This is a genomic window from Maricaulis sp. (assembly GCF_017642925.1).
In the GTDB taxonomy this organism is placed as follows: Bacteria; Pseudomonadota; Alphaproteobacteria; order Caulobacterales; family Maricaulaceae; genus Maricaulis.
In genome coordinates this window covers 39808-55498 of sequence record NZ_JAEPOL010000020.1, presented here as the reverse complement: position 1 = coordinate 55498, position 15691 = coordinate 39808, and the positions used below count along the sequence as shown (strand labels likewise).

The following is a 15691-nucleotide window of genomic DNA, read 5'->3' as shown; positions in this document are numbered from 1 at the left end:
AAAGGCCTGGCTGATTCAAACAGGTGTGACTGCCGGGATAGAGGTGCGCGAGGCGCGAGACAAGACGGTCAGTACAGACCGCCCAGCTCGTCATCCTCCGGACCTTCGTCCTCTTCCTGCTGCTCCTGCCGGGACAGCAGGAGAGCCAGCGGGTCGTCGCTAACGCTGTCACGGGCAAAGGAGAGCCCGCTTTCCTCGTCCTCGGAGGTGCGCGACGGCTCCGTTCCGGGACGGAAGGCTTCCAGGATCACACCCGACTGGCCCAGAGCACCGGGCGTGCCGTTGGAACGGTCGATCGGCACAAGACGCACACCCTCGGGCACACGGAACGGCGCAACCGGATAATTCTCGAGTGCGACTTCCAGAAAGTCGCGCGCGATCGGCGCGGCAACAACGCCCCCCGCTTCGCCATTGCCCAGCTGGTAGGGCGTGTCGAAACCGACATAGACACCGACCACAAGGTCAGGCCCGAAGCCGACAAACCAGGCATCGCGGAAATCATTGGTCGTGCCGGTCTTGCCGCCCAGCGGACGGCCCAGCGGCCGCAGGGCCGTACCCGTTCCGCGTTCGACGGCGCCTTCCAGCATGTGAACGACCTGATAGGCCGTCACCGGATCGACGACTTCCTCGCGGGTTTCCGGGAATTGCGGCTCGTGCAGCTCCGGCGACCATTCGGAGACGTCGCAGGTGTCGCAGGGCAGGACTTCGTGGGCAAAGATCGTTGAGCCCGTGCGGTCCTGCACCCGGTCGATGATGGTCGGTTCGACGCGGCGGCCACCATTGACCAGCGTCGCATAGGCCGAGACCAGGCGGTAGAGCGTGGTCTCCCCGGCACCCAGTGCCATCGCGAGGACGGGCTCGAGATCGTCATAGATGCCGAAGCGTTCGCCGTATTCGGCGATCGGCTCCATGCCCATTTCCTGCGCCAGACGCACGGTCATCACGTTCCGCGACAGCTCTAGGCCGAGGCGCAGGGTCGACATGCCGTAATAGCGTTCCGAATAGTTGGAGGGCATGTAAAAGCGCTCGTCCGGACCGCCGGTCGCGATGAAGGGAGCGTCCAGGATCAGGCTGGCCGGCGTGTAACCATTGTCCAGCGCAGCGGCATAGACGAAGGGTTTGAAGGAGGAGCCGGGCTGACGGCGCGCCTGGGTGGCCCGGTTGAACTGGCTGTGCTGGAAGGAATACCCGCCCACCATTGCCAGAACGCGGCCGGTATGCGGGTCCATGGCCAGAATACCGCCATTGATCTGCGGCACCTGGCGCAGCCCGTACTGGCCTTCCGAATAGCCTTCCTGGTCGGCAATCGAGGCGACCAGGATCACATCGCCCTCGCCCAGCACGTCGGACGGGCGACGGACCGCCGCACCGAGCAGACCGTCCGCCAGGGTTTCCCGGGCCCATTCCAGGGCCGACATCGGGATCTCGCCTTCCTCACCGTTCAGGAAACCGATCCGGGCCGTGTCGGCAGTGGTTTCCAGCACTATGGCGGGCATCCAGCCATCATCGAGATCGCCGGGAATCTCGACCTCGGACAGGCGCTCGACCCAGCCCTCGCCGGTTTCGATCGTGGCCAGCGGGCCGCGATAGCCGTGGCGGCGGTCATAGGCTTCCAGCCCGTCGCGCAGGGCACGCCGCGCGGCCAGCTGCATCGAGGTATCCAGCGTCGTGCGGATCGACAGGCCGCCATCATAAAGCTCGTCCTCGCCATACATGGAAAAGACTTCGCGGCGGACATTCTCGACGAAATATTCGGCCGCTGTGTAGGTCGCGCCGGACAGGCGGTCGACGGTCTCCAGCGGCTGGGCCTGGGCCTCGCGGGCGGCCTCTTCGGAGACATAACCATTCTCCGCCATCCGCTCGATCACCCAGTTGCGGCGGGCGATCGCGGCCTCGCGATTGCGTTCGGGGTGATAATTCGACGGCCCCTTGGGCAGCGCCGCGAGATAGGCGATCTCGTGCAGCTCGAGCTCGTCCAGCGACTTGCCGAAATAGTTCAGCGCCGCCGCCGCCACGCCGTAGGCGCGGTTGCCCAGATAGATCTCGTTGAGATAGAGTTCGATGATCTGGTCCTTGGTGAAGGCGCGCTCGATCCGGCGCGACAGGATCATCTCGCGCACCTTGCGCTCGATGCGCTGCTCCGAGGACAGGAGGAAGTTCTTGGCGACCTGCTGGGTGATGGTCGAGGCGCCCTCGAGACGGCGCCCGTTGAGCACATTGCCGACATTCGAAATCGCCGCGCGGATGATGCCGCGCAGGTCCAGACCGCCATGCTCGTAGAAATTCTTGTCTTCCGCGGAAATGAAGGCGTGGACGACATTCTGCGGGATATTGTCGATCGGCACGAAAACGCGATGCTCACGCGCGTATTCGGCGATCAGCAGGCCATCGCCCGCATGCACCCGGCTCATGATGGGCGGCTGGTATTCGGCCAGCTGTTCGTGATTCGGCAGGTCGTCGGTGACGCGCACCACATAGACAGCCGCAGCCACGAACGCGATCACGCCCAACACGACAGCGGCGATGCCGCCCCACAAAGCGGTACGCATCATGTTACGCAGAGTGAAAATCTTCATTACGCCCTCTGGCCGCTCGACATGCAGCCCCCCATCGTGACCATCGGCACGATACCCAAAACCACGGCCGTATTATGACCGTCCGCGGCGTTCGATCATAGGGGGTTACCGCGTCCGGGCGGCAACCGTGTCACTGCCGGCGAACTGCACATCGTCACCACGCTGGGCAAAATAGCTGTCGATGCCGCGGACCACTGCTGACATCTGCGTCCGCCGGGCGCTGGCCGAGGTGAGATTGCTCTCGTCCGTCGCATTGGTCAGGAAGCCCATTTCCAGCAGGACGGCCGGCACGCGCGGATCCAGCAGGACAAAGAGATTCGCCTGGCGGTGCGGGTTGGCCAGCAGCGGACCGGCCGAGCCGAGGTGCTGCAGCAGGACTTCGGCAAAGGCCGAGGACTGGTTTCGCTTCTCGCGCAGCTCCAGCTCGACGAGGATATTGTTCACATCGACCTGCATCGTGTGGTCGGCATCTTGGCGGGCGCGCTGGCGGGCCCGGTTCTCGGCCGTGTCGTTGAGCGTATAGACCGCCGCACCGCGAACCCCCGAATTGCCCGACGAATCCGCGTGAAGCGAAATGAACAGGTCCGCACGGACATCGGCCATCACGGCGACACGCTCGCCCCAGGACGGGTAGACATCCCGTTCGCGGGTCATGAAGACCTCATAGCGCCCCGTCGCCTCCAGCTGGCGGCGAAGTTCGCGCGCAGCTTCCAGGGCGACATCGCTCTCATGCGTACCGGACCGGCCGATTGAACCGGGATCACTGCCGCCGTGCCCCGCATCGACGACGATCACGCGGCGCTCGCGCTCCGGCGGCACATAGACCGCCTCGACGCGTTCCGCGATCAGGGAATCGAGGCTTTCGGCGCGGGTATGGGAAAAGCCGGAGGAGGTCTCGAAGGTTTCCGCGGTGACGCGCTCGACATCGATCACCAGGCGGTGATTGCCGCCGGGATCGCTCGGATCGAGCGCGAACTGGTCGATGATGACGGCGGGGTGCTCCAGTTCGAACACGACGCGCGAGCTGGACGTGGAATTGTTGAAAAAGCGGAAGGTATCGACGAGGCCGTGCCCCATGCCCTCGCCTGTCGTCAGTCCGGACACGGACCAGCGCATGTCGGGCATGTCGACGACAAGACGGTCGGAAAACCCGTCCAGGGTGAAGGCGCGAAAATCGGCAGGCTCGGCCGTTTCGATCACGACGCGGGTGCGTTCGCCATCGACGCCAAAGCGCACATCACGGATTTCCTGGTCCGCAAGGCCTGCGCCCGCGAAACTCAGAAGGCCCGCAATGGCCGATACAAACAAACGAATCCGCATTTCCACACCATCTTAACTACCGTGATTCCCAAACGGCTTTTTTGCCAGACTAGGGCGCGGAGCTTGACGTTTCGTTGATGCCCCCCGAAGAAATTTCCTGCAAGCACGGGACGGCGACAAACACTTTTCTTCGCGTTTGGAATGTTGCATGTTGCCAACGCCTTGGCGACCTCGCGTTTTTTATTCGCGGATCGGGCCGCCGGGCAGGACCGGCCAAGCCCCAGGGCCGCCGGAATCACTATCGCCGTTCCGGATCTCTTGAAGACCGGAGCCCCGACCGCCGCGCCCGACGCCCTGACAGCAGGCCGGGAGGCGCACATGGTAACTGCCGATGCGCGAGGAGCGCCTGATGCAACGTCGATCGCCAGTGTTTTTGAGATCGACGACGACAGGCAGCCCCCCGTCCATCACACCCCCGCCGCCGCCGACGATTTCCGCCGTTCCAGAGGAGCGGCCCGTCCTGCAGGCGTGCGCAGGAGAGACTTTTAATGTCCAAGAAAATGCTGATCGACGCAGGTCATCGCGAAGAGACCCGCGTCGTTGTCGTAGACGGTTCCAAAGTTGAGGATTTCGATTTCGAGGCGGAAGCCCGCCGGCCCATTCGCGGCAACATCTACCTCGCCAAGGTCACGCGCGTAGAGCCGTCGCTGCAGGCGGCCTTCGTCGAGTATGGCGGCAATCGCCACGGCTTCCTGGCCTTCAACGAAATCCATCCCGACTACTACCAGATCCCCTATGAGGATCGTGTCGCCCTCGCCGAGGAAGAAGCCTCCGCTGCGCGCGAGGAGGACGAGGAACCGCATGTCGAGGACGCCGCGGCTTCCGACGACGCCGAGGATGGCGAGGACGCGCCGGAAGCGCCGGAAACCATCGGCGACGATTCCGAGGACGATGTCGACGATGCCCAGGCGGCCCGCCGCCGCCGGCAGATGTTCCGCAAGTACAAGATCCAGGAAGTCATCAAGCGCCGGCAGATCCTGCTGGTGCAGGTCGCCAAGGAAGAGCGCGGCAACAAGGGCGCTGCCCTGACGACCTATCTGTCGCTGGCCGGCCGCTATTGCGTGCTGATGCCGAACACGCCGCGCGGCGGCGGCATTTCCCGCAAGATTTCCAATGCAGCCGACCGCAAGCGCCTGAAATCCGTGGTGAACGAGCTCGACCTGCCCAAGGGTGTCGGCCTGATCATCCGCACCGCCGGCGCCAGCCGTACCAAGACCGAGATCAAGCGCGATGCCGACTATCTCGTCCGGCTGTGGGAGAATATCCGCGAGCTGACGCTGAAGTCCGTCGCGCCAGCGCTGATCTATGAGGAAGGCAATCTGGTCAAGCGTGCCATCCGCGATCTCTATGACAAGGAGATCGACAGCGTGCTGGTCGAGGGCGAGGAAGCCTACAAGGAGGCCAAGGCCTTCATGCGGATGCTGATGCCGTCTCACGCCAAGAAGGTGCAGCACTACAAGGAGACCGTGCCGCTCTTTCTGCAGCACCAGGTCGAGGCGCAGCTGGAAGCGATCTACTCGCCGATCGCGCCCCTGAAGTCCGGTGGCTATATCGTCATCAACCCGACCGAGGCCCTGGTCTCCATCGACGTCAATTCGGGCCGCTCCACGCGCGAGCGGAATATCGAGGCGACGGCGCTGAAGACCAATATGGAAGCCGCTGCCGAGGCGGCCCGCCAGATGCGTCTGCGCGACCTGGCCGGTCTCATCGTGATCGATTTTATCGACATGGATGAGAACAAGAATAACCGGGCCGTCGAAAAGAAGATGAAGGACGTGCTCAAGCGCGACCGGGCCCGCCTGCAGGTCGGCCGCATCTCGCAGTTCGGCCTGATGGAAATCTCGCGCCAGCGTCGGCGAACCAGCCTGCTCGAAGGCTCGACCGTACCCTGCCCGACCTGCCGCGGTTCCGGACATCTGCGCTCCACAGAATCGAGCGCCCTCGTCGCCCTGCGCGGCCTGGAGCGCGAGGCCACGCGCGGCAAGGCCAAGCGCGTGCGCATCTCGCTGCCGACTGCCGTTGCGATCTACATTCTCAACGACAAGCGCGATCACCTGCTGGCGATCGAGCAACGCTTCGCCATTCGCATCGCCGTGGCCGCCGACGACACAATCATGGCGCCGGAATTCACCATCGAGGCGCTGGAAAGCCGCGAACCGGGCGACGAACTGCCCGTCGCACCGCTCTCCGTCGAGTCGATCGAGGAGATCGATATTCCCGATCCCGTGGAAGTCGAGGACGAGACCGAGGAGAGCCGCGAAGCGTCCGGCCGACGGCGCCGCCGCCGTCGCCGCCGCAAGCCGGGTTCCGGCGAGGACACGTCCAGCGCGATGGATGTGATCAAGGTCGAGGATGGCGATGCCACCGAAGCGGCCGACACCGGCTCTGACGAAGACGGCACCGAAGACGGTGACGATCAGCCCCGCAAGCGCCGCCGCCGCGGCCGCCGGGGTGGCCGTGGCCGCCGCCGCAGTGCCGAAGGGCAAAGCGACGAGCAGGCCGCTGAGGGCGAGGTCATCGAGGGCGAAGCCCGCGAAGTGATCGAAGACGCGCTGGCCGAGGAGGCCGGAGCCGTGGCCGAGCCGGTTGCCGACGCCGGGACCGTCGAGGAATCGGCTGCGGAAGAAAAACCCAAGCCGAAGCGCCGGACCCGTCGCAAGAAGACGGACGAGGCCGATGCGGCGGCCGAGGCGGCTCCTGCCGAGGAGACCGTCCAGGCCGAGGCGCCGGAAGCGACCGAAACGCCGGCAGCCGAGGACGAGAAGCCCAAGCGCCGGACGCGCCGTCCGCGCAAGAAGGCGGCCGATGCCGAGGCCGCACCGGCCGAAGAAGCCCAGGCTGAAGTGCCCTCCGAACCGGCTGCAGAGCCGGCCGCGGAGGAAAAGCCCAAGCCGAAACGCCGGGCACCGCGCCGCAAGAAGGCCGAACCGGAAACCCCGCCGGCAACCGAGGCCGAGGATGCCGCCACGGAAGAGCCCGCTCCGGAACCGAGCCCGGAACCGGAAGCCCAGCCTGAGCCGGCTGCAGCCGATGCGGACGCCAAGGCTGACGACAAGCCCAAGCGCCGCGGCTGGTGGAACCGGACCGGCCTGTTCGGAAACTGATCGCAGACCGGCCCGGCCTCTCGCGCGCTCAGCGAGGCCGGGCCGACTGCCTTCGAGGCACATCGGCTTGCACGCGGGCTTGCACAGCGGGCCGGCGCGCCTAAATCACCGGGTGGCGCATGGGGATCGCGCTGCTATCATGCAGACATGAAAAGGCGGGGGCCGAGTAGTGGAGGCAGGATGTCCGTCCTGAAAACCATCGCCGCAGCTGTCAGTCTTGCCGTGACCGCCCAATCGGCAGGCTGGGCACAGTCACTGATCCGCGACACCGAGATCGAGCATGTCATGCGCGGATATGCCGATCCGATCATCGAGGCCGCCGGCCTCAACATCAATGATGTCGATTTCTATCTGGTCGCCGATCCGGAAATCAACGCCTTCGTGACGGGCGGTCAGAACATCTTCATGCACACCGGCATGATCGTGGAAGCCGATACACCCAACCAGCTCAAGGGCGTCATCGCACACGAAACCGGGCACATCACCGGCGCCCACCTGGCGCGCTCTGGCGACGCCATGGCCGCCGCGCGCACGCCCATGTTCGTCAGCCTCGGTCTTGGCGTACTGGCCGCGCTGGCCGGCGAAGGCGGCGCGGCCGGTGCCCTGATGGCCTCGAGCCAGCAGTTCGGCGCCCTGTCCTACCTCACCTATTCCCGCGCCCAGGAAGCCAGCGCCGACCAGGCCGCGCTCCAGTTCCTCGAAGCCGCCGGCGAGAATCCGGAAGGCCTTGTCGGCTTTTTCGAGCGCTTCCGCTATCAGGAAGTAATGTCCCAGGCCCGGCGCTTCCCCTATTTCCGCTCGCATCCGCTGTCATCGGACCGGATCCAGTCGCTGCGCCGCGGCGTGGCCGCTTCGCCTTATCACGGTCAACCGGACTCCCCGGAAGACATCGCGGAACTGCGCCGCATCCAGGCCAAGATCTACGGCTTTCTCGTAGACCCCGAGTATGTCTTCTTCCGCTATCCGGAGAGCGATACGTCGCTGCCGGCGCGCTATGCCCGGGCCGTGGCCTATTATCACGATGCCCGTTTGGAGCGCGCGGTCGAGGAGATCGAGAGCCTGCTCGCGGAAGAACCGGACAATCCCTATTTCCATGAGCTTCACGGCCAGATGCTGTTCGAGAGCGGTCATCCCGAAGACGCGATCGGGCCGCACCGGCGTTCGGTGGAGCTTGAGCCGACAGCGCCGCTGCTGCGGGTCAATCTGGCGATTGCCATGATCGCGACCGAGAACCCGGATTATCGCGAAGAGGCGGCCCAGCACCTGCGCGTTGCGCTCGATATCGAGCCGGACAACGCCTTCGCCTGGTACCAGCTCTCCATCCTGCACGACCGCAATGGCGATACCGCCCTCGCCCAGCTGGCCGTCGCGGAACAGGCTTTTGCCGTCGGCGACCGGATGCGGGCCTACCAGTTCGCCATGCGTGCCCGCGAAGGCCTCGACCAGGGAAGCACCTCCTGGTTCCGCGCCACGGAAATCCAGGCCGTTTCGCAACCGACCGAGGACGATCTGCGCGAAATGCGCCGCCGTGAACGTCAGCGGATGAACTGACGGACTGCCAGGCTGTGACACCGCCTCCCGCCGATGACGACCGGTCCTCGCCGGAGCTGACCCTGCGTTCGGTCACCGGGCTGTCCGGGATCGAACCGGCTGCCTGGGACGCCGTGGCGAATCCGCCGGGCGCGGAATACGACCCGTTCATCAGCTGGGACTTCCTTGAAGCCCTCGAAGCCAGCGGCTGTGTCGGCGAAGAGGCCGGCTGGCTGCCGCGCCACCTCATTGTCGAAGACGCTTCGGGCCAGCTGCGCGGCGCCTTGCCGCTCTATCTGAAGACCCATTCCATGGGTGAATACGTCTTCGACCATGGCTGGGCCGACGCCTATGAACGCGCCGGCGGACAGTATTTCCCGAAACTTCTGACCGCGGTGCCCTTTTCTCCGGTGACCGGGCGGCGGATTCTGTCCGGCGAGGCCGGTATCCGCCGCGCGCTGGCTGCCGCCGCCATCCAGACCGTGCAGCAATGGGGCCTGTCCGGCTGGCATGTGAATTTTCCGGCGGAAGCCGAATGGAGCGAGCTGGCAGGCTACGGCCTGCTGCAGCGCCTCGATCGCCAGTATATCTGGTCCAATCGCGGCTATGCCGACTATGACGCCTTTCTCGCCGACCTCTCCTCGCGCAAGCGCAAGGCCCTGCGCAAGGAGCGGCGCGAGGCCCAGGCCGGTATCGAGATCGAACACCTCTCCGGCGGTGCGCTGCAGCCGGCACACTGGGATGTCTTCTTTGCCTGCTACCAGGAGACCGGCTCGCGCAAATGGGGCTATCCCTACCTCAACCGCGCCTTTTTCGACCTGCTGCACCGGCGCATGGCCGACCGGGTGATCCTGGTGATGGCAAAAAAGGACGGGCGCTATATCGCCAGCGCGCTCAACCTTATCGGCTCGAACGCGCTTTACGGCCGCTACTGGGGACGTCTGGACGACCATCCCTTCCTGCATTTCGAACTGTGCTACCACCAGGCCATCGATATCGCGATCGCGCGCGGCCTCGACCGTGTTGAAGCCGGGGCCCAGGGCGAACATAAGCTGGCGCGCGGCTACCGGCCCCGCCCGGTCTATTCGGCACACTATATCGAGAATGAAGGATTCCGCGACGCCGTTGCCGATTTTCTCGTTCGCGAACGCGCCGCCGTGGAGACGGATATCGCATTGCAGGATGCGGAGAGCCCCTTTAAACGTCACGATTGATGACCAGTTGGATCCAGATCGCCGCCCTGTTTGACCCGGTTGAGGGTGCTGTCCTGGCATCGGCCTTGCGGGCTGGCGGCGTCCGGGTCGCGGAGCCAGACCTCAATATTCACAGCCTGTATCCCGATCGTCGTCTAACCTATGGCGGCTATCGCATCTGGGTATATGTCGAAGACATGGAGTTGGCCCGCGAAATTGCCCGCGATTGGCGGCATACGTCACCCGAACCCGTGGAAGCCTGTCCGGAGTGCGGCTTCGAGGCCAGGCGTGCGACCGACTGGTTCATGCAAGCCCTGTTCTTTCTGGTTTTCTCCTTCAGCTTCAACTACCGGCTAAAACGGCAACGTCGGCACTGTCGTGCCTGCGGTCACCACTGGACACCGGATCGCAAACCTCCTGCCCCCTTTACGGCGGAAGAGCTGGGTTATAACCCGAATGGCCTGTCAAAAGCAGGAATGCCGAATGCCGACCCGGCAATCGGAAGCCGTGCACCGGACGCTTGAACCCCAAACCATATCGGCTTTCCATAGACTGCGCTGTGTCGCCGCTATGCAAGGAAACCGAGATGAGCCTCACCGGCCCCTACGATCCCGAAAATATCTTCGCGAAAATCCTGAAGGGCGAGATGCCGTGCGTGAAGGTCTATGAGGACGAGCACGTGCTTGCCTTCATGGATCTGTTTCCGCAGGCACCCGGCCACACACTCGTCGTGCCGCGCGAGCCGGTGCGCAATGCGCTGGAGATGACCGACGGAGCCCTGCAGGCCACCATCGTCCGGGTCAAGCGGATCGCCAATGCGGTGAAGTCTGCTCTCAAGCCGGACGGAATCGTGATCACCCAGTTCAACGGCGCGCCGGCCGGGCAGACCATCTTTCACGTCCACTTCCACATCATTCCGCGCATGGACGGGGTGGCTCTGGGCGCGCATGGCGGCGGCCAGGCGGATATGGACGAGCTGAAGGCACAGGCCGACAAGATCGCTGCGGCGATCGAAAAGCCCTAGACGATCTCGCGCGAAGCGGGGCCGGTCTGACCATAGGCTGCGTTCGATACGTCAGGCGCCTGTGCTTGTGTCTGCATCGCCTCGTGCTCTTCCAGCCACAGCAGCAGGGCCTGCTCCAGAATGGCGCTGAACCCGTGCGGGCCGACATGGCGTGCAGCCCGGCGCACGAGTGCGTCAGGCAGATCGACGGAAAGGGTACGCTTTGTGACAGGTGGCATGGTCGTGTCCTGAAGGCCGGGGAGAACAAGCGGGACACCGCATAGAATATGCGCATCTTTTTTCAGGCAGCGTGTCCGTCGTCACGCGCAATTTCCTGAGAGCGCGTTCAGCGCAACCGGCCCTCGGACACGAGGACCACGAGCAAGGCGATGATCATGCCTTGCAGCGTGAAGGAAAACACCGTCCAGGCATCGACCGCGACCATGTTCGAGAATACGACATTGCCGGCCATGATCACCCATTCCGCCCGGTCGAGCACGAAGGACAGGATGAAGGCCGGCAGCGCCCACCAGCGCAATTTCCACACCAGAAAGAGCACGACGACATTCATGACGACGTGGGAAAAGAACAGGACTTCCTGCGTGACGGTCAGCGAAGAAACGAACGTCCTCGCCGCATCGGTATCCGCCCACAAGCCCAGCCGGGCCGAGATATCGTGCAGCGCCCAATAGCCCGCATAGATCACCTGAACGGCGACCAGGCTCAGAAGGGCAAGATAGGGCAGTCCAGACCGGCGCATGTCCATTCCTCGGCGTGAGCCTGATTGAGGCCATGAAACGGCGGAGCTGTCACCCGCACATACCCCTCAGAGAGAGCGGCTGACTGCAATTAAACCCTCAGCTGCGCCGGGCGATCACCTCGAGAAAGGCCGCGCCGTACTCACCCAGCTTCTTCGGCCCCACGCCCTTGACCAGGCCGAGATCGTCGATGCTTGCCGGTTTCAGACGGCACATCTCGATCAGCGTGGCGTCGGCGAACACAACATAGGCCGGCACATTGCGCTCGGCGGCGAGCGTCTTGCGCAGGCCTTTCAGCTCGGCCAGCAGGCCGGTATCGATATCGGCATCGTCGGGTAGCGCAGCGATTTTCTGACGCCGTTTTTCCTGCCGCGAAAGGGTGATCTCGCGAATCTCCAGACGCTCGCGCCCCTTCAGCACCGCGTCGCCGGACGGCGTCAGCTTCAGCGCGCCGAAACCCTCGATATCGAGTTCGAGAAACCCGCCTGCCAGGCATTGCCGCACCAGACCCTGCCAGAAGGGTTTGGGCCGGTTGGCGCCGACACCCCAGGTCGGCAGCCGGTCATGCCCGCGCTCGCGGATCTTTTCGGTATCGGCTCCGCGCACCACATCGATGATATGGGCCGCACCGAAACGCTGCCCGGTCCGCACGATGGCCGACATCAGGATCTGTGCCTCGCGCGTGCCGTCGACGAGCTTGGGCGGATCGACACAGACATCGCAATTGCCGCACGGCTTGCCGCCGGTCTCGCCGAAATAGGCCAGCAACGCCAGCCGCCGGCAACGCGTCGCCTCGCAATAGGCCAAGAGCGCATCCAGACGCTTGTGTTCGCGCCGCTTGTGGGCGTCGTCCTCGCCATCCTGATCGATGAATTGCCGCCGCATACGCGCATCCGACAGGCCGAAGAACATCATCGCCTCGGCCGGCCGTCCATCACGGCCCGCACGGCCGATCTCCTGATAATAGGCCTCCATCGAGCCCGGCATGGCGAGATGGACGACATAGCGGATATCCGGCTTGTCGATCCCCATGCCGAACGCGATGGTCGCCACCATCACCACGGCGCTCTCCGCCATGAAGATTTCCTGGTTTTCGCGCCGCACGGCGGCGTCCAGTCCGGCATGGTAGGGCAAGGCGCGATAGCCTTCGGCGACGAGTGTCTCGGCGATCGCCTCGGTATCCTTGCGCGACAAGCAGTAGACGATGCCGGACACGTCACGCCGGTCCTTCAGATAGTCCAGCAATTGCGCCTTGGCTTTCGCCTTCGGCTCGACGCCCAGGAAGAGGTTGGGCCGGTCGAAACCGTGCACCACGATCTCCCCGCCCCCGCCGAACAGCTTGGCGGCGATATCATCCCGCGTGGCCGCATCCGCCGTCGCCGTGAAGGCCGCCAGCCGGGCGTCGGGGAAACGGGTCCGCAGCGCGGCGAGCTGTTCGTATTCCGGCCGGAAACTGGCGCCCCATTTGGAGATACAGTGCGCCTCGTCGGCCACGAAGAGCGCCGGCGCGACGGGTTCCAGCGCCGCCAGCATGCGCCCGGTCATCAGACGCTCGGGCGACAGGTAGAGCAGCTTGATCTCGCCGTCCTGGAAACGCCGCCAGTCCTCGACATTGTCCTCCCGCGTGCGGCCGGAATGGATCGCCGCCGCCGCCACACCGTTTGCCTTCAGTGCGGCGACCTGATCGTCCATCAGCGCCGTGAGCGGCGACACCACGATGGTCGGCCCGTCCAGCAGCAGGGCCGGCACCTGGTAGCACAGCGACTTGCCCGCCCCGGTCGGCATGACGCACAGGGTGGGCGTGCCTTCGAGGATATGGTCGACAATACCGGCCTGGCCGGGCCGGAAAGCATCGAAGCCGAAGACAGATTGCAGGATGGAGCGCGGATCGGACATGCAGGCATCCCTCCCGACCTGCCCGCATCCGTCAAGCCAGCGGGTCAGCCTTGGCTCAGCCAGTCCACAGCCGCGGCCAGGGCCGGGTCGTTATTTGCATCGCCGGCAAAACCGGGCTGGGTGTGCAGGGGCGGCGTGAAGGCTTCGCGCGGCGTCCCGTCCACATGCGACAGGCGTTCGAAGGGCAGTTTGAAAATCCAGCCGGTCTCCTCAAGCCGGTAATCGCCGATTGCACCCAGCAGCCCCGCCATGGGCGAACCCATCACGTCCACGCCCAGCGCATCGAACCCGACCGCCATCCCCTCGCCCATGCTCCCGGTCCACCGGCCGACAAGCACGACCGCCCGCCGCTCACCGGCGAAAACAGGCTGGCGCGGTGCAACCTCCTCGATCCAGGACCTCTGCACACCGGTTTCGCGGGCCTCGACCGGCAGGGCATGCCGCTGGTAGGGCGCGACGGTGTCGGTGAAATGTCCCAGGACCGCACGCCCCACACTGGTATTGCCGCCCGATGGCGTCTCGCGCAGATCGATGATGAAGCGCGTTCCCGCCGGCGCCTCCGATACCGCGGCATCGAACGCCGCAATCGTCGCGGCGTCGCCCAGGCTGTCATTGAAGACGATATGGCGAACCCGCGGCGCGATGTCCTGAACCGCCAGGGCCCCGTCGGGCCGCTCGATGCCACGGGTGTAGAGACCGTCGATCTCGACCGTGATGGCCTGGCCATCCCGCTGCACTGTCAGGCGCCGCGCACCCTGCCGCGGTCCCGCAGCCAGCACCCGCGCGGCAAAGCCCGCACAGGTCTCGCCCCGAGGCGGTTCGCCATCCCAGAAAGCCTCCACGGCATCCCCGGTCGAAACGCTACCGATTGCGACAAGGTCATCCCCGGGCAACAGTCCGGCTGCCGCAGCCGGACTGCCGCGCCGGACCTGGGTGATGCGGAAATTGCCGTCGGCTTCTTCCACCCACAGATCGGTGAAGCTGGGCACGAGTGCCGCAGAATCCGCCGAGGAGGCGCCGGTGATCGCGTGATGATCGCACAGGCGGTGCAGCGCCGTTTCGGCAAAGCCGAGCAGGTCACGCCGGCTCTCGATCTGGCCGATCGCATCGCGAAGGCCGGCGTGATGATCCGCCCACCCCTCCGGCACACGTTCCGGATAGGCGTAATTGTGCTCGACCAGGTCCAGCATGGCCGCCGCATCGGCCTGCAAACCGTCAGCGGTCTGGGCCAGGGCGCTGCAAGGCACGGCGAGTGAGAGAAGCAGGACGGACAGGACACGCATGACGGACACCACAGACAACGGCCGGAATCGGCCCGATATCGCGAGTTTACATCCTGCGTGCCGGTTCGCTGCGGTATCCGCAGCGCTCGCGTCCCTCCCCTCACACGTGCGGGCTCCACATCACCATCCAGGCGCCGAACACGCCCAGTGCGGTAATGCCCGCCGCAGCCAGCATCACCCCGGCCATGCCCAGCTTCACCGGCACGGCGCGGCTGTCGCAGGCGCGCAGATAGAGTTCCAGGACCGCCCAGGGCAAAAGGAAGCAGGCATAGGCCAGTAGGTAGTCCGTCGGCCCGTTCATGCGCTCGCCGATCCCGGCCCCGCCCGTGGTGATCCCCCAGGCCATATAGCCGACACGCAGATACCAGACGCCGCTGACGAAGATGAACAGCCGCATGGCCCAGCGCCGGTGCCGGTCGATCTGGCGACGGCGGATGAAGTGCAGCGCAAAGGCCGCTGCGACCAGGATCAGGATGCCGTCGATTGTCGTGGCGAGGCCCGTCACGTCGTTGAGGCGGGTGCCCCGGCCCCAGATCAGGACGATGCCGCCCACCGCCATGAAGACGCTGACGGCGAGGAAGGTCCGCCCCATCCAGCGATGAAGCACAGGCACACGCTGGCGCAATTGCGGAATCAGCTGCAGCGTCCCGCCCAGCGTGATCACCGCCGCCAGCAGGACATGGCTGATAAAGCCCAGATTGCCCGGCAGATCGCCCTCGATGAAGCCGTGGATGAGGCCGGTCTCGTCCCAGCGCTCCCACGCCCCCGACAGGGTCGGTGGCATATAGGCGGCGAGGATATAATAGACGAACAGCCACTGGCCGGCGATGACGGCCAGGAACCAGAGCGCGCCCGCCCCCTTTAAAAGACGCTGGGCGAGCGGAATGGATGGCAGGCGCACAGCAGGCGCAACGGCTTCGGACATGACAAATCCCTTTTGGATGCAGCGTCATGAGACGCCCGGATATGCGGGATTGAGTGCGGCCGGGTGCCACTTGTCTTGCCGATTTGGAAATCGGCTATACTGG

At 65.0% G+C, this 15691-nt stretch carries 12 protein-coding genes; 5 read left to right on the top strand and 7 right to left on the bottom strand.

Annotated features, from left to right (window positions below; genetic code table 11):
- Positions 1-68 precede the first annotated feature (68 nt).
- Together JJ918_RS14740 and JJ918_RS14735 are read right to left on the bottom strand one after the other, a co-directional pair.
- Positions 69-2576: a penicillin-binding protein 1A gene (locus JJ918_RS14740; protein WP_291888940.1), complete on the bottom strand. Its 2508-nt coding sequence runs from the start codon at positions 2574-2576 to the stop codon at positions 69-71.
- Positions 2577-2681: 105 nt separating this feature from the next.
- Complete coding sequence (locus JJ918_RS14735; RefSeq protein WP_291888937.1) at positions 2682-3896, bottom strand: N-acetylmuramoyl-L-alanine amidase; 1215 nt, start codon at positions 3894-3896, stop codon at positions 2682-2684.
- Positions 3897-4384: 488 nt separating this feature from the next.
- Here JJ918_RS14735 and JJ918_RS14730 point away from each other — a divergent pair, with 488 nt between their 5' ends.
- The 5 genes from JJ918_RS14730 (at position 4385) to JJ918_RS14710 (ending at position 10747) form a co-directional block, all read left to right on the top strand.
- Positions 4385-7000: a ribonuclease E/G gene (locus JJ918_RS14730; RefSeq protein WP_291888934.1), complete on the top strand. Its 2616-nt coding sequence runs from the start codon at positions 4385-4387 to the stop codon at positions 6998-7000.
- A 180-nt stretch (positions 7001-7180) separates the two neighbouring features.
- The gene (locus tag JJ918_RS14725; protein ID WP_291888932.1) at positions 7181-8551 is read left to right on the top strand and encodes a M48 family metalloprotease; all 1371 of its coding nucleotides are present in this window, start codon (positions 7181-7183) and stop codon (positions 8549-8551) included.
- A 14-nt stretch (positions 8552-8565) separates the two neighbouring features.
- A complete protein-coding gene (locus JJ918_RS14720) occupies positions 8566-9744 on the top strand; it encodes a GNAT family N-acetyltransferase (protein ID WP_291888929.1) in 1179 nt (392 codons plus the stop codon).
- Positions 9744-10247, top strand: a complete 504-nt coding sequence (locus JJ918_RS14715) for a hypothetical protein (protein WP_291888926.1) — start codon at positions 9744-9746, stop codon at positions 10245-10247. Before JJ918_RS14720 ends, JJ918_RS14715 begins: the two co-directional genes overlap by 1 nt.
- 62 nt (positions 10248-10309) lie before the next feature.
- Positions 10310-10747: an HIT family protein gene (locus tag JJ918_RS14710; protein ID WP_291888923.1), complete on the top strand. Its 438-nt coding sequence runs from the start codon at positions 10310-10312 to the stop codon at positions 10745-10747.
- Here JJ918_RS14710 and JJ918_RS14705 read toward each other — a convergent pair.
- From JJ918_RS14705 to JJ918_RS14685, 5 genes are all read right to left on the bottom strand, one after another.
- Complete coding sequence (locus JJ918_RS14705) at positions 10744-10965, bottom strand: hypothetical protein (RefSeq protein ID WP_291888890.1); 222 nt, start codon at positions 10963-10965, stop codon at positions 10744-10746. The two genes, JJ918_RS14710 and JJ918_RS14705, sit on opposite strands and share 4 nt — an antisense overlap.
- Positions 10966-11072: 107 nt before the next feature.
- Positions 11073-11486, bottom strand: coding sequence for a hypothetical protein (locus tag JJ918_RS14700; RefSeq protein WP_291888886.1), 414 nt, complete (start codon positions 11484-11486; stop codon positions 11073-11075).
- Between the two features lie 97 nt (positions 11487-11583).
- Entirely contained in the window at positions 11584-13380 is a 1797-nt protein-coding gene (gene recQ / locus JJ918_RS14695; protein WP_291888884.1) for a DNA helicase RecQ, read from the bottom strand.
- A gap of 44 nt (positions 13381-13424) precedes the next feature.
- A complete protein-coding gene (locus JJ918_RS14690) occupies positions 13425-14663 on the bottom strand; it encodes a S41 family peptidase (RefSeq protein ID WP_291888882.1) in 1239 nt (412 codons plus the stop codon).
- Between the two features lie 100 nt (positions 14664-14763).
- Positions 14764-15588: a DUF2306 domain-containing protein gene (locus JJ918_RS14685; protein WP_291888879.1), complete on the bottom strand. Its 825-nt coding sequence runs from the start codon at positions 15586-15588 to the stop codon at positions 14764-14766.
- Positions 15589-15691 lie beyond the last annotated feature (103 nt).

What these genes read in the sequence shown, in the direction of transcription:
- JJ918_RS14700 (WP_291888886.1), bottom strand. Translation starts at nt 11,486, where the DNA reads ATGCGCCGGTCTGGACTGCCCTATCTTGCCCTTCTGAGCCTGGTCGCC.
- JJ918_RS14685 (WP_291888879.1), bottom strand. Translation starts at nt 15,588, where the DNA reads ATGTCCGAAGCCGTTGCGCCTGCTGTGCGCCTGCCATCCATTCCGCTC.
- JJ918_RS14690 (WP_291888882.1), bottom strand. Translation starts at nt 14,663, where the DNA reads ATGCGTGTCCTGTCCGTCCTGCTTCTCTCACTCGCCGTGCCTTGCAGC.
- JJ918_RS14735 (WP_291888937.1), bottom strand. Translation starts at nt 3,896, where the DNA reads ATGCGGATTCGTTTGTTTGTATCGGCCATTGCGGGCCTTCTGAGTTTC.
- JJ918_RS14710 (WP_291888923.1), top strand. Translation starts at nt 10,310, where the DNA reads ATGAGCCTCACCGGCCCCTACGATCCCGAAAATATCTTCGCGAAAATC.
- JJ918_RS14725 (WP_291888932.1), top strand. Translation starts at nt 7,181, where the DNA reads ATGTCCGTCCTGAAAACCATCGCCGCAGCTGTCAGTCTTGCCGTGACC.
- JJ918_RS14715 (WP_291888926.1), top strand. Translation starts at nt 9,744, where the DNA reads ATGACCAGTTGGATCCAGATCGCCGCCCTGTTTGACCCGGTTGAGGGT.
- JJ918_RS14730 (WP_291888934.1), top strand. Translation starts at nt 4,385, where the DNA reads ATGTCCAAGAAAATGCTGATCGACGCAGGTCATCGCGAAGAGACCCGC.
- JJ918_RS14705 (WP_291888890.1), bottom strand. Translation starts at nt 10,965, where the DNA reads ATGCCACCTGTCACAAAGCGTACCCTTTCCGTCGATCTGCCTGACGCA.
- recQ (WP_291888884.1), bottom strand. Translation starts at nt 13,380, where the DNA reads ATGTCCGATCCGCGCTCCATCCTGCAATCTGTCTTCGGCTTCGATGCT.
- JJ918_RS14740 (WP_291888940.1), bottom strand. Translation starts at nt 2,576, where the DNA reads ATGAAGATTTTCACTCTGCGTAACATGATGCGTACCGCTTTGTGGGGC.